Consider the following 13922-nt stretch of genomic DNA (forward strand, 5'->3'; position numbering starts at 1 on the left):
CTTCTCTTACTTCTTCAGGAGACGAATCAATGACGATTAATGGACACTCCCTCATCGCGGGGGAGACCGCCGCCGGGACAGGCGGCACAACCTATGGTTTCAACCCTGCCACCAACGAGCAGCTCGATCCCGCCTACACGCTGATCACCGAAGCCCAACTGACGACGGCGACATCCGACGCCGCGGACGCCTACGCGTCCTTCAGCACCCTGGACCCGGAGACGCACGCCGCGTTCCTGGAAGCCATCGCTGACAACATCGAGGCCATCGGCGACGAACTCATCGTCCGCGCCGGCCTGGAAACCGGCCTGCCCGCGGCCCGGCTGCAGGGCGAACGCGCCCGCACCACCGGCCAGCTGCGCCTGTTCGCCACCGTGGTCCGCCAGGGCGACTTCCGCGGCGTCCGCATCGACCCGGCCCTCCCGGACCGCACCCCACTGCCCCGGGCCGACATCCGCCAGCGCCAGATCCCGCTCGGCCCCGTCGCGGTCTTCGGTGCCAGCAACTTCCCGCTCGCGTTCTCGACGGCGGGAGGGGACACAGCCTCGGCCCTCGCCGCCGGCTGCCCGGTGGTCTTCAAGGCCCACAATGCCCACCCCGGCACGGGTGAGCTCGTCGGCCAGGCCGTAGTGAAGGCCGTCAAGGACTTCGGCCTGCACCCGGGCGTGTTTTCCCTGATCTACGGCCCCGGCGCCAGCATCGGCCAGGCCCTCGTGGCGGACCCGGCCATCAAGGCCGTCGGCTTTACAGGCTCCCAGGCCGCCGGCATCGCGCTGATGCGCACCGCCGCCGCCCGCCCCGAACCCATCCCCGTCTACGCGGAAATGTCCTCGCTGAACCCGGTTTTCGTTTTCGAAGGCGCACTCAAGGGCGACGTCGACGCCCTGGCACAGCAGTACGTCACCGCCGTCACCGGCAGCTCAGGCCAGCTCTGCACCTCCCCGGGCCTGCTGTTCGCCCCCGAAGGTGAGCTGGGCGACAAACTCGCCGCCGCCGTCGGCCGCGCCATCTCAGCCTGCGCCGGCCAGACGATGCTCACCGAGGGCATCGCCGGGTCCTGGCATGCCGGGGCCGAAGCACTCGGGGCAGCCGCCGGCGTCGACATTGTGGGGCAGGGCACCGCAGGGCCCACCGAAAACGCGCCGGCCCCGACGATCTTCGGCACCCAGGTCAGGGACTTCGTGAAGAACCACGTGCTCCACGAGGAAATCTTCGGCGCCGCGAGCCTCGTCATCCGCTACAGCTCCGTGGAAGAACTGATTGAGGCCACCAACCGGCTCGAAGGCCAGCTCACCGGGACCCTGCAGCTCACCGCGGAGGACTATCCGTCGGCGGCACCCCTGGTCCCGGCCCTGGAGCAGAAGGTGGGCCGCATCATCGTCAACGGCTGGCCCACCGGCGTCGAAGTAGGCCACGCGATGGTCCACGGCGGACCGTTCCCGGCCACCTCCGACACCCGCACCACCTCCGTCGGAACCCTCGCGATCAACCGGTTCCTGCGGCCGGTCGCGTACCAGAACCTGCCGCAGGAACTGCTGCCCACATCACTCCAGGATGAGAACCCCTGGAAGGTCAACCGCCTCGTCGACGGCAAGCCTGAACTAAACCAGTTCTGAATTTGCCGTATCCAAGAACTCCGGCCCCGGACAGCCTCACGAACCAAGAAACGCGTCCGGGGCCGGACGCCACTACATGCACATGTTCCGGCGTTTGATGGTGTCAGGACTGCCAACGACGGCAGTACCCCCAGCTCCTGGAGCGCATGCAGTCACACCGCGTCACCCTCCACTGATCTCGCAACCATGGAGCCCTACATGTACGCACGCACCAAACACCCCCTCCGCAGGATTTCCAGGAGATCCGCTGGCCCCCTGCCCGACTGGTCTAAGCTTTCCCGCCATGACTCCGTGACAGTACTTCGGCCTGACGGCAGCGTCTTGTCGGGACAGATAGACATGATCGCCATAGACCGCAGCGTTTTCTGGATCATCCAGGACGCTGGCCTGGGAAGAACCATGATCTGCAGCGCCGAGTCACCAATCGTGACGAAAACCTGCTAGACCGAACTCCTCGAAACAGCAAGCAGCACCCTGCAGCCTTCTGTTCTCTCATTGCACCAATCATCCTTCCCCAGGCTCCCGGTCTTTGACCGGGCCGCCGGGTTTGGAAGACCAACCCAACAATCCCCTTTTTGAAAGAGGCTCTGATGAGCACTAAACATCTTGCATCGGATGCGTCGTCTGATGAGGCGGCAATGGCGCCGCCGGTGGATGATACCGCGCACTTGCACCGCACTGAGTCCGAGGAAGCGAAAATCCTTGAGGACTTGAAGGACGGTGTGGCAGAACGACGGGGCGCAGTCCGCGCTCATGCCGGTGGTTTGGATAAGACGATCTTCGTGGTGACCGGGGCCCTGGTTGTTGCGTTCCTGGTTTGGGGTTTCACGAACACGGAGAGCTTGGCGACGGCCTCGACGGCGGCGTTGAACTGGGTTCTTGGTAGTTCGGGGTGGGTTTTTGTCCTGCTGTCCTCGGTGTTCGTTGTGTATGTTTTGTGGTTGGCTATTGGCCGGTTCGGGAACATCCCGCTGGGCAAGGATGGCGAGGAACCGGAGTTCAAGACCGGGTCCTGGATTTCCATGATGTTCGCCTGCGGGATGGGTATCGGGCTGATGTTCTATGGCGTGGCCGAGCCGCTGTATCACTACATTTCCCCGCCGCCGAGCACGGTTGATGGGCAGACCGTCGAGGCCGTTGAGACAGCCATGGCCACGTCGGTGTTCCACTGGACCCTGCACCCGTGGGCGATGTACGCCGTGGTGGGCATCGCGATCGCCTACAGCACCTTCCGGCTGGGCCGCAAGAACCTGTTCTCCGAAGCATTCGTTTCCCTGTTCGGCCGCAAAGCCGTCGACGGGATCGGCGGCAAGGTGATCAACATCCTGGCCATCTTCGCCACCCTCTTCGGGTCGGCCGCATCCCTGGGCCTGGGGGCGCTGCAGATCGGCAGCGGCCTCAAATTCAACGGGGTCGTCGGTGAAGTCGCCACCCCGCTGCTGGTGATCATCATCGCCGTCCTCACGTTCTGCTTCGTCGCTTCCGCGGTCTCGGGGTTGGAGAAGGGCATCCAGTTCCTGTCCAACACCAATATGGTCCTCGCCGTTGTCCTGGCCGTCATCGTGTTCGTTGTGGGCCCGACCATGTTCATCCTGAACCTGATCCCCTCGGCCCTGGGATCCTACATCCAGCAGCTGCCCGAAATGGCGGCCCGCACCGAAGCCACCGGGGACGACACCATGCGGGCCTGGCTCTCAAGCTGGACAGTGTTCTACTGGGTCTGGTGGATGTCCTGGACCCCGTTTGTGGGAATGTTCATCGCCCGGATCAGCCGCGGCCGCACCATCCGCCAGTTCGTCACCGGCGTCCTGTTCGTCCCCTCGATCGTGTCCCTGCTCTGGTTCGCCATCTTCGGCGGGACCGCCATCCACCAGCAGCGCGCCGCGGACGCGACCGCCGACACCGCCGACGGGATCGCGACCATCGTTGACGGCGCGCCCAGTATTTCCTTCGACGGCGCCCTGTTTGCGATGCTCAACGGCCTCGGGACACCGCAGTGGCTCACCATCGGCCTGGCCGTCCTGGCCATGGTCCTGACCGGAATCTTCTTCATCACCGGCGCCGACTCGGCCTCGATCGTGATGGGCTCCCTGAGCTCCCGCGGGACCCTGAAACCCTCCAAACCCGTCGTCGTGTTCTGGGGTGTCCTGATGGGCACCGTCGCGATCGTGATGCTGCTGGCCGGCGGAGACACACCCGCCGAAGCACTCAGCGGACTCCAACGCATGACCATCGTCGCCGCGGCACCGTTCGTGATCGTCCTGCTGGTCCTGTGCATCGCCCTGACCCGGGACCTGCGGCGGGACCCTATCTGGCTCCGAAAACAACTCTCCGACTCCGTCATCCGACGCACCGTCCGGGCCGCCGTCGACGAACACGGCCACCAAAAATTCATCCTCGCCACCAAAGAAAGCACCGCACCACCAACAGGACAACTCCAGGCCGTAGACGCCACAGCCGCAGGAACACCCATCTACCCCAGCTCCAACAACCATCGTCCAAAGTCGACCCCGTCCCATCCGGAAAGCTGAACCCCGAAACCGACGCCGGCTGCCTTGTCCCGGAACAAACAGAAGCACGACGACGGCGGCACCCTCCCGCCGTCGTCGGCTCCTGAACCTCCCGTTGTCGCAGCCGCCGGACGGGACCACTCTTAGGTAAGAGACCACAACATTCCCCCCAGCGCTTTCACTGACCGGGAGGTCAAAAGCATGATCCCACGCCAACTTCCCAGAGCCGCGAACAAGGCGAAACCAACCTCATCCGCCACAACCGGGAGGAGCTAAAAATGTCAGACACAAGTAATTCAGCTGCACGCCAGAGCACCGCCTCAACAGCGAGTAAAAGACGCTTTATGTTCAGAATGGTCACCGTCCTGATCGGCGGCATGTTCCTGGACGGATACATCCTGGGCATCATTGGACCGGTGTCCGGGAGGATGGCCGAGGACCTTCAGCTCGATGCGGTGTGGCAGGGACTCATTGCCGCGGCCGCGCTGATCGGCATCCTGATCGGTTCGCCGCTGGGCGGCTGGGCCGCCGACAAGTTCGGCCGCAAGCCAATTTTTATGTTCGACATCGGCCTGTTCGCCATCGCGTCAGGAATGCAGTTCTTCGTCGACTCCCCGGTATTACTCCTTGTGGTGCGGCTGCTGATGGGCATCGCGATCGGTACCGAGTACGCGGTCGGCTGGCCCCTGATGGCCGAGTTCTCTCCCGCCCGTCTGCGGGGGCGCCTCATGGGCGCAATGGAGATCGCCTGGTACGCCGGCTTTATGCTCGCGTTCCTGATCGGTTACCTGCTCGGTGAGTACACCGGCCTGAGCTGGCACTTCATCCTGGGTACGAGCACGTTCATCGCCGTGGTCCTGTTCCTCGCCCGGCTCGGCCTGCCGGAGTCGCCACGCTGGCTGTGGAGTGTGGGCCGAAAGGACGAGGCCCTCGCTCTCGCCGCAAAGTACATGCCCGACGACGCGCTCGATGACCTCCAGCACGAGGACGTCCGCAAGGGCAGCTTCGGGATGCTGTTTTCCAAGGCGCACTGGCGCTCCACCCTGTTCATCTCGGTGTTCTGGTTCTGCGCAGTGACACCGTACTTCGCGATCGCCACTTTCGCCGACAGCGTGCTGAACCAGTACGGCCTCGCCGGTGGGCTCGCCGGGGGCGTGGGACTCTCCGCCGTTGCCCTGGCCGGAGTCGTCATCACGGTCCTGCTGATCGACAAGGCCGGCCGACGCATCCTCTGCGTTCCGCCGCAGTGGCTGTGCGCCGTCGTCCTCGCGGTCATCGGATTGTGGGCTGGCGCACCGGCTCCCATCGTCCTCATCCTGTTCCTGGTTTTCTCGTTCTTCAACGCGATGTACACCACGCTGACGGGCGTCTACCCCGGCGAGATCCTCCCCACCGAGATCCGTGGGATCGGAACCGGGTTCGCGGCCGCTGTCAGCCGCGTCGGGGCGGGCATCGGCATCTTCCTGATGCCGATGTCAATGGAAACCCTCGGGGCGGGCCCCACCATGCTGATGGCAGCCGCTGTCGCCTTGGCCGGTGCCGTGCTGTCCCAATGGCTGGCTCCGGAGACCAAGGGCAAGAGCCTCACCGAGGCAGCCGCAGGGTACTCACACTGAAGAAGCTCCGAACATCACAGACACGGACAGTACTGCGTCAAAAGAACAACCCAAGGAAACACATGTCCAACCCACAAGTAAAAGTCCTTCGTTCCGTGGACAGCCTGTCCTTCCCCGCCCTGGCCCTCAAGCCGACAGCCATCAACGGCACGGAGCCGAAAGACGCCACCGACAACGCCTTCACAGTCAAGGCCAGCAGCGTGGACCTCGGATTCTGGGAATGCTCACCAGGGAGCTTCACAACTGCCCGCGACGGCGTCAATGAGGTCATTCTCGTGCTGGAAGGCAAGGCCACCCTGGTCTCGGACACCGGCGAACGCTTGGACCACCAGGCCGGCGACGTGGTACTGATCCCGAACGGCTGGAGCGGCGTCTGGGAGATCCACGAGCACTTCAAGAAGCAGTACATCACCATCTCCGCCTAGGCGCTTCCGCCTCAGTAAATCTTTCCCCTAGCAAGAAGTCAGGAACCCATGTCCTCCCAACTCAGCGGTGTGCTCACCGCACTGGCAACCCCCTTCACTGCTGACGGCGGGATCGATGAGGCAGGTCTTCGTGCCCTCGTTGACCGTTCCATCGACGCGGGAGTCGACGGTGTTGTCGCCTGCGGGTCCACCGGTGAGTTCGCCGCGCTCCGCCCCGATGAACGGCGCCTGGTCGTGGAAACCGTCGTGGAACACACGGCCGGTCGGGTGCCGGTGGTGGCACAGACCGGCGCGACCAGCACGGCGGAGGCCATCGAGAACTCCCTGCATGCGCAGAATTGTGGTGCTGACGTGCTCATGCTGATCGCCCCCTACTATGAGCCGCTCTCGATGTCCGAGACCATCGGATACTTCCGTGCTGTGGCTGACGCAGTGGAACGTCCCGTGATGCTGTACAACTACCCTTCTGCCACCGGTGTCAACCTCGATGCCGGAATCGTGGGCAAGCTGGCCCGCGAAGTGGAGAACATCCGCTACATCAAAGACTCCAGCGGCGACATGGAACAGGCCACCCAGCTCATCCACCGCCACCGCGAGCACATCACCACCATCATCGGGTCGGACAGCCTGATCCTGGCAGCCCTCACGGAGGGCGCCCCTGCTGTCATGGCCGGGACAGCCAATCTGGTGCCACGCGAAATAGTGGCCGTCCAACGGGCGGTCGCTGCCGGTGACTTCGCCACGGCCCGGGCCGGGTGGAACCGCATCTACCCGCTGATCGACGCCATTCTGTCAGCACCGTTTGTTCCTGCCGTCAAAGCCGCATTGGACATTCTCGGACTCCCTGTCGGCACGGCCCGCCGCCCCACTGCAGACCTCACGCCTGCTTCCCTTGCCAGCATCCAGGAAACTATAAATGGGCTCCAACTGCAGGAAGCCTACGTACAGGACGCAACCGCTCGGTGAATCCGGGTACTGCCGGCTTGACGATGGCAGGTGCTCATTATTACGTGGCTGGAATCCATGTCGGCGGTGGGGCGGTTGTCGATGCCCTGGAGGATGAGGCCGGTGCCGCTGAAAAGTTGATGTCGGTGGTTGGAAGGTCCTCAAGTGGCGAATTTCGGGGTGTGGACAATGTCCAAACTTCAGTCGTCGGACTCGGTCGTAGTGGGGTCGGACGGGGCAGGATTCCGCATGTTTCCTCGGGTGCCCACTGTTGCAAGGGCTGGAATGCAGTTCGAGTCCCACCTCGGGCAAAGTGTTTCCGCAGGTCAGCGGGGTTTTTGCATTTAATGTGTTGACATTGACCCTCCGCGGCCCGGGGATACCCGGGCTACAACCTTTTGTAGATGAACATTCGTCCGGGCACTCACGACGGCGGCGCCGGACTTCCGCTGCTCGGCACCTTGGGGAGGTGGCCGGTTTTATTGCGCGTCGGCGTCGGACTTTCAGTTCCAGCAACCCGTCACTACCCATGGCTGAGAGCGGCACCAATACTGGCGCCGTTTCAACGATGTGAGCGGAATATTAGGAAGTGGCGCGGCGGGCGACGTTGTAGAAGCGGATGTTTTCGTATTCTTCGAGGCCTTCGGCGCTTCCTTCGCGTCCGAGGCCTGATTGCTTGATGCCTCCGAAAGGGGCGCCGGCGTTGGACGGTACGCCTTGGTTGATGCCCACGATTCCGGTCTCGAGGCGGTCGGCGACGTTGAGTGCGCGGTCAAGGTTCTCGGTGAAGACGTAGCCGGCGAGGCCGAATTCTGTCGCGTTGGCCCGGGTGATCGCTTCGGCTTCTGAGGTGAACCGCTGGATCGCGGCGATGGGACCGAAAATCTCGGACTGGGCAACATCGGAATCTTCGGTGACGTGGTCCAGGACGGTCGGGGCGAAGAAGTTCCCTGCCGAGTCGTATCCGTGGCCGCCGGTCAGCAGGCTGGCGCCCAGGGCCACAGCGTTGTTGGTGTAGGCGTGCATCTGGGCTACCGCACGGTCATCGATCAGTGCACCGAGACCGGTGTGCTGTCCGAGGCCGCTTCCGACAGGAACCTGGGCGAAGCGTTCGGCGAGTGCGGCGACGAAGTCATCGGCGATGCCGTCCTGGACGTAGATGCGGTTGGCGCCGATGCAGGACTGTCCGCCGTTGCGCAGCTTCGCGGCGAACGTTCCGTCCACCGCGCGCTGAAGATCGGCGTCGTTGAAGACGATGAGCGGTGCGTTCCCGCCGAGTTCCATGGAGCTGCGGAGCACGTTCCGGGAGGCAAGCTTCAGCAGCTGGCGGCCCGCCGGTGTTGAGCCGGTGAACGAAACCTTTCGGACCCTGGGATCCTGCAGGACGGCTTCGCTGAAGGCCCCTGACTTGGAGGTGGTGATGACCTGGATCAGTTCTTCGGGGACGCCGGCTTCGATGGCGAGCTGGACGGCGAAGTACGTCGTCAGCGGAGTAAGCGTGGCCGGCTTGATGACGACGGGGCATCCTGCCGCCAGCGCCGGTGCGATTTTGCGGGTGGCCATGGCCAGCGGGAAGTTCCAGGGCGTGATCAATACCGCCAGGCCCACGGGGGAGCGGCGGGTCAGCAGGCTCGCGCCGCCGTCCGGGGTGTCCCGGAAGTTTCCTGCGGGGCGCACAGCCTCCTCGGCGTACCAGCGCACGAAGTCGGTGCCGTACTTGACCTCGCCGCGGGCCTCGGCCAGGGGCTTGCCCATTTCGCGTGAGATCAGGTGTGCGAGGTCTTCGGTGTGGGCAACCAGCTTGTCATACCAAGCGTGCAGCACATCCGCGCGCTGACGAAGGGAGCTGTTTGCCCATGCAGCTCCTGCAGCGTCGGCCTTCCCCACAGCTTCCAGTGCCGCCTCGACATCAGCGTCAGGGACATGGGCGATGGTCTCGGCCATGGCGGGGTCCTGCACTGCGATGCCCTGGCCGGGCAGTTTGATGGACTGGATAACGGCATCCGCATGCCGGAGGCTGTCGGCGTCCGCCGTGATCAGCGGGGCAGCGACGTTGGTGGTGAGGCTCATCGGTTCTCTCTTTCGGTTAGGGCTTGCTCAAAGGGACGGTGTTCCGGGGATCAAGGAGTTCGGCAAGGTGAAGGCTCTTGCGCCCGGGTTCCAATTGCTTGACCTGCATCGCACAGCTGAAGCCGTCGGCGAGGACCGGGGTGTCCTGGGCGGTTTTGGCGAGGGCCGGAGCCAGCGCCTGTTCCGCCACCTTCATGGAGATGTCGTAGTGGTTGGCTTCGAAGCCGAAGTTCCCGGCGACCCCGCAGCAGCCGGTCGCCTCGGTGACATTGGCGACGCCGAGGGCGGCCAGGGTCTTGCGCTGGACTGTGGCCCCGAAGGTTGAGTACTCGTGGCAGTGGGTCTGCACCGTCACGTCCGTCGGTACGGCCGGTGGCGTCCAGCCTGCGTCGACCCATTCCTTCACGGCTTCGGCGAAGCTGCGGATCCGGTGGGATACGCGTTCGGCGGCCTCGGTGCCGAGCAGTTCCGGTGCATCTTTCTTCAAGGCGGCGGCGCAGCTCGGTTCGATGACGACGATCGGTGCATCGCTGCCGTCGTCGAGCTTCGCTACGGCCTTGCCCATGAGCTTCTTTGCGGTGTCGAGTTGACCAGTGGAGATCCAGGTCAGGCCGCAGCAGGCGTCGGATTCGCAGCCGACCTGCCTGCCCGTGCTTTCCATGACCCGGGCTGCTGCCCCGGCCACTTCAGGCCTGAAACCCTTGGTGAACGAGTCAACGAAAAGTACTGCGTCGGCTGTCTTGGCGGGGGAGCTGTACGGGGCGAGAGCGTCGCGAAGCATCTTCCGGGAAGCGAACTTCGGCATCTTCCTTTTGGTGGTGAGGCCACCGGCAGCGGCGACGACGTTCCCGAGCGGGCTGGCCAGGACCAAGTTCACCAGCGGGCTAATGCGGGACGATAGCTTCAGCCACCTGGGCAGCCACCCGAGGGAGAAATGCGACATGGGCCGAAGCTTCCCCTCGTAGTAGTGCGCGAAGAACTCCGATTTGTAACTGGCCATGTCCACGCCTGCGGGACAGTCGTTGGAGCAGGCCTTGCAGGCCAGGCACAGATCCAATGCCTCGCGGACATCTTCAGACTTCCAGCCTTCGTCGACGGTCCGGGCACCCCGGACCATGTCCTGGAGCACCCTGGACCGTCCCCGCGTTGAGTCCTTCTCGTCCCCGGTGGCGCGGAAGCTGGGGCACATCACCCCACCCGAGTCTGAACGGCACCTGCCGACGCCGATGCAAGCCTGGACGGCATGTACCCAGGGGGCGGCTCCGGCTGCGGCGGCCTCAACGGGCCGGAGCTCGAAGTGCGTTCTCCACTCACGCTCGGGGACCCCCTCGAGTGCCAGGTTGGCGTCAAATCGATCCGGATCGGTGATGGAACCCGGATTCAGGATCCCTGCCTCATCCCAAAGCCTGCGGTATTCCTCGAACGCGGCGAGCATACCGGGGGAATACATCTGCGAAAGCAGTGCCGAGCGGGCACGTCCATCGCCGTGTTCTCCGGACAGGGAGCCTCCGTGGCGGACCACAAGTTCGGCGGCGGCCTGAGTGAACTTGCGGAACACGCTGCGGCCTTCTTCAGTGCGCAGGTCGTAAGTGATGCGGATGTGCATGCATCCCGCCCCAAAGTGTCCGTACATGATCCCGGTCAGCTCATACTCGTCCAGGAGCGTCCGGAAATCGGCCAAGTAGGCTGCAAGGTTCTGCGGGGCAACGGCGGAGTCCTCCCAGCCGGCCAGTGATTCCCCGCCACTGGCGGGCCTTGACGACAGCCCTGCGCCGTCTTCCCGCACCCGCCACAACGTAGCGCGTTCAGCAGAGTCCGGAACGGGGCACCCATCGACCAGGCGCCCGTTCGCAGCCAGCCGTTCCAGCAGCAGGGCGGCCTGGCGGGCCACTTCGTCCGGGTCGTCGCCGTCGAGGTCTACGTACAGGAACGCCCTGCCCCGGGGAAGCCCCAGGACGGAGTCGTCTCCGCGGCGCAGCCGCATGGTATCCACGATGGCCTCATCGATGCCCTCCACCGCTGCCGGTGAGAAGTCAAGGATGGTCTCGATGTCTTTGGCGGCATCGACGACGTCGGCGTAGCCGAGGCAGACCAGCAGCGCACTGGATGGCTTGGGGACGAGTTTCATGCGGGCGCGGACGACGACGGCACAGGTTCCCTCGGTGCCGACCAGTGCCCTGGCAACGTTGAGGCCGTTCTCCGGCAGGAGGTTGGCAAGGTGGTAGCCGGAAACCTGGCGCTGGATGCGGCCAAGTTCACGACGGAAAGCAGCCAGGTTGTCCTGGGCGAGCTTCTTGAAGTCTTCGCCCAACTGGAACGCCCGGGAAACGGAGAAAGCATCGGACGGATTGGTGGCCCGGACGCCCTTGTCAGATGCGGTAAGGAGGGCTCCATCGGAGGTGACGACGTCGATCTCGTGGACGTGGTCAGAAGTCCGACCATAGCGGACCGAGTGATTGCCGCAGGCGTCATTGCCGATGGCGCCACCGATGGTGGCACGGTTTTTTGAGGACGGGTCGGGGGCGAACGTGAGGCTCCCGCCGGTTGCGAGTTCGGTTTCGCGGGTGAGCCGGGCAAGCACAACGCCGGCTTCGACGTTTGCCGTTCCCGTCGTCTCATCGATGGTGATGATCCGGTTCATGTGCCGCGAGAAGTCCAGCACGATTCCCGGGCCGATGGCGTTTCCAGCCATGGACGTCCCTCCGCCCCTGCTTATGAGGGCAGTATCGGTTTCCCGGCACGCTGCCATAACGGCGACGACGTCGTTTACGCTCCGCGGAAACACCACACCAACAGGCGGGATCCGGTAATTGGACGCATCGTAGGAGTACGCGGCCAGCCGGTGGCCGGAGGCTTCCACGGGCACACCCGCGGCCTGAAGCCTTTCCAGGATCGGTGCATGTTCCGGGGCGGTGAACTTTGAAGGCATGGTGCGCTTTCCACTCGGGGTTGCATGGAACGGTATTGATGAATCGATAAGCAATTGAGGGGAGTGCCGTCGGGAAGCCGGCCCCTGGGCTGGAGCGGGTGGCTGTGCCGGCCTAGTCCTCTCGGGAAGATTCCTCCGGGATTCTCGTGCTCAGGAACTCTTCGGCGTCGTTCAAATGGGCCGCCCAAAGCTGTAAGGCTTCTTCAGGGTTGCCGGTGACAAGTGCTTTCAGAAGCGCCGTATGTTCATCGTGAAGGGTCGATACGTGGGGGTATCTGGGGCGAAGGAGCGCCATCAGGAGGCGGATCTCTGTCGAAATCGTCTGAAAGAGCCTGCTCAACCTTGGCGAGTCTGCAGCTGCCACAACTGCTGCATGAAAGCCCATGTCGGCTTGTGCCGCTGTCTCCCAATCCTGGTCATCCCTGACCCCTGAAAACCTCGCCAGGGATTCCCGGATCGGCTCGGTATCGGCGCCTTGGCAGACCGAGCGGACCGCCTCGAATTCGATGAGTCGGCGCACGCGGAATATGTCGGCGACGTCCAGGGCGGTGAAACGGCGGACCCTTGCACTTTGCCCGGTTTCACGTTCCAGGAAGCCGTCAGCGATGAGGCTCTGTACCGCAACGCGGGCAGTGGGCCTCGCCACGCCCAGCTTCTGGGCCACGTGGCTGTCCTTAACCCGTGCTCCCGCTGGGTAGTCTCCGGCCAGGAGGCTGCGTTCAAGCCGGGTACGGACAGCGTCGGCAACTGTCACGGTTTCATTGATCGTCACCTAAAAACTGTATTACAGCTATACAGTTTTCGCGAAAAGTGGTGAAACTCAGGGGTAAGTCTGGCTACCGTGCGAAAACGTCAGGAGCTGCGGCGGCTTCAGCTCCCTTGCGCATCAGGGTCATTTGGGGGCAGCTTCGGGGAGGGGGCGTGGCCGCGGGGCATTTCTCTGCCATGGACATCTGCTGCCGCACGGGTTACGATTGTCAACAATTGACAGTATGGCAGAAGGAGAAGTTCATGCGTCCGTACGTTTACGTACCTGCGGCCACCATCGCCGGGGAGCTCGAGCCCAACGGCCACCGTCCTGGCTACGACTCAGGCGACCCCAAGACATCAATCCTGAAGTTCGACACCGCCATCAAGACGGGTGTCTGGGAGTGCCAGCCCGGCGGCTGGGAAGTGACCCCTCGCGAGGACACCGAAGTGTGCTACATCGTGAGCGGTCGCGCGACCGTCACCGACGCCGCCACCGGCAACAGCTACGAGATCTCCGGCGGCGACGTGATCGTCCAGCCCAAGGACTGGTCGGGCCGCTGGGAGGTCACCGAGACTATTCGCAAGGTCTACACCCACGGCTTCGACTGAGCGCCGTCTCACCTGGCTACTGACGAACGGGCCGCACCCTCAGTGAGGGTGTGGCCCGTTCGCGCATCCGGCAACACGGCGAAGGTGACCCGGGTCCTACCCTCCTGAATCTCTTCCCTCCGGCCCTGGGCTCCTCTCTTTTCTCCGATGGCGCGTACTGCCGCCAGTGCGGACCCCGTGTCCTCCAGCTTCAAGGATCGGGCGGGGGAAGGGCGGGCATAGGGGATGTCCGGGTCCGTCAGCACTTCCAGAAACGCCGGACGGTCCGCGGGCTAGTGCCTTGTCCCAGGCTGTGCCCGGTTGCGCTTGGTCATGACGCGGATGCGCACGTGGGCGTGGAGAGACAAAAGCTGCACCTATAGCCGAACTTCCGGCGCAGATTTGCAGCAGGGGTTGGTTAAGCCCCTCCGCCCCTTTGGTCCTGGGAGGCCGTGATAGGTCGCCTATGTCGG

The 13922-nt window shown here is 64.0% G+C and carries 9 protein-coding genes; 6 read left to right on the top strand and 3 right to left on the bottom strand.

From position 1 onward, the window contains the following. The first annotated feature begins 29 nt into the window (after positions 1–29). The 5 genes from EYS21_RS18385 to dapA all read left to right on the top strand — a co-directional run bounded on the left by EYS21_RS18385 (position 30) and on the right by dapA (position 7133). Positions 30–1616, top strand: coding sequence for an aldehyde dehydrogenase (NADP(+)) (locus EYS21_RS18385; RefSeq protein ID WP_131134691.1), 1587 nt, complete (start codon positions 30–32; stop codon positions 1614–1616). Between the two features lie 590 nt (positions 1617–2206). Next, positions 2207–4147, top strand: coding sequence for a BCCT family transporter (locus EYS21_RS18395; RefSeq protein ID WP_131134693.1), 1941 nt, complete (start codon positions 2207–2209; stop codon positions 4145–4147). Positions 4148–4404: 257 nt separating this feature from the next. Next, positions 4405–5742: an MFS transporter gene (locus tag EYS21_RS18400; RefSeq protein WP_131134694.1), complete on the top strand. Its 1338-nt coding sequence runs from the start codon at positions 4405–4407 to the stop codon at positions 5740–5742. Between the two features lie 62 nt (positions 5743–5804). Beyond that, on the top strand, positions 5805–6167 hold the full coding sequence (locus tag EYS21_RS18405) for a cupin domain-containing protein (protein ID WP_165478357.1): 363 nt from the start codon (positions 5805–5807) through the stop codon (positions 6165–6167). 48 nt (positions 6168–6215) lie between these two features. Continuing rightward, positions 6216–7133, top strand: a complete 918-nt coding sequence (gene dapA, locus EYS21_RS18410) for a 4-hydroxy-tetrahydrodipicolinate synthase (RefSeq protein WP_131134696.1) — start codon at positions 6216–6218, stop codon at positions 7131–7133. A 561-nt stretch (positions 7134–7694) separates the two neighbouring features. Here the strand turns inward: dapA and EYS21_RS18415 are convergent. The 3 genes from EYS21_RS18415 to EYS21_RS18425 form a co-directional block, all read right to left on the bottom strand. Further along, on the bottom strand, positions 7695–9182 hold the full coding sequence (locus EYS21_RS18415) for an NAD-dependent succinate-semialdehyde dehydrogenase (RefSeq protein ID WP_131134697.1): 1488 nt from the start codon (positions 9180–9182) through the stop codon (positions 7695–7697). A gap of 16 nt (positions 9183–9198) precedes the next feature. Continuing rightward, a complete protein-coding gene (locus tag EYS21_RS18420; protein WP_131134698.1) occupies positions 9199–12111 on the bottom strand; it encodes an FAD-binding and (Fe-S)-binding domain-containing protein in 2913 nt (970 codons plus the stop codon). A gap of 112 nt (positions 12112–12223) precedes the next feature. Then, a complete protein-coding gene (locus EYS21_RS18425) occupies positions 12224–12883 on the bottom strand; it encodes a GntR family transcriptional regulator (protein ID WP_131134699.1) in 660 nt (219 codons plus the stop codon). A 239-nt stretch (positions 12884–13122) separates the two neighbouring features. Here EYS21_RS18425 and EYS21_RS18430 point away from each other — a divergent pair, with 239 nt between their 5' ends. Next, positions 13123–13470 carry a cupin domain-containing protein gene (locus tag EYS21_RS18430; protein WP_131134700.1) on the top strand — a complete coding sequence of 116 codons (348 nt, stop codon included), beginning with the start codon at positions 13123–13125 and terminating at the stop codon, positions 13468–13470. The last annotated feature ends 452 nt before the right edge of the window (positions 13471–13922 follow it).

The organism is Arthrobacter sp. S39 (genome assembly GCF_004320525.1).
Lineage (GTDB): Bacteria > Actinomycetota > Actinomycetes > Actinomycetales > Micrococcaceae > Arthrobacter.

What these genes read in the sequence shown, in the direction of transcription:
- EYS21_RS18385 (WP_131134691.1), top strand. Translation starts at nt 30, where the DNA reads ATGACGATTAATGGACACTCCCTCATCGCGGGGGAGACCGCCGCCGGG.
- EYS21_RS18395 (WP_131134693.1), top strand. Translation starts at nt 2,207, where the DNA reads ATGAGCACTAAACATCTTGCATCGGATGCGTCGTCTGATGAGGCGGCA.
- EYS21_RS18430 (WP_131134700.1), top strand. Translation starts at nt 13,123, where the DNA reads ATGCGTCCGTACGTTTACGTACCTGCGGCCACCATCGCCGGGGAGCTC.
- EYS21_RS18415 (WP_131134697.1), bottom strand. Translation starts at nt 9,182, where the DNA reads ATGAGCCTCACCACCAACGTCGCTGCCCCGCTGATCACGGCGGACGCC.
- EYS21_RS18420 (WP_131134698.1), bottom strand. Translation starts at nt 12,111, where the DNA reads ATGCCTTCAAAGTTCACCGCCCCGGAACATGCACCGATCCTGGAAAGG.
- dapA (WP_131134696.1), top strand. Translation starts at nt 6,216, where the DNA reads ATGTCCTCCCAACTCAGCGGTGTGCTCACCGCACTGGCAACCCCCTTC.
- EYS21_RS18400 (WP_131134694.1), top strand. Translation starts at nt 4,405, where the DNA reads ATGTCAGACACAAGTAATTCAGCTGCACGCCAGAGCACCGCCTCAACA.
- EYS21_RS18405 (WP_165478357.1), top strand. Translation starts at nt 5,805, where the DNA reads ATGTCCAACCCACAAGTAAAAGTCCTTCGTTCCGTGGACAGCCTGTCC.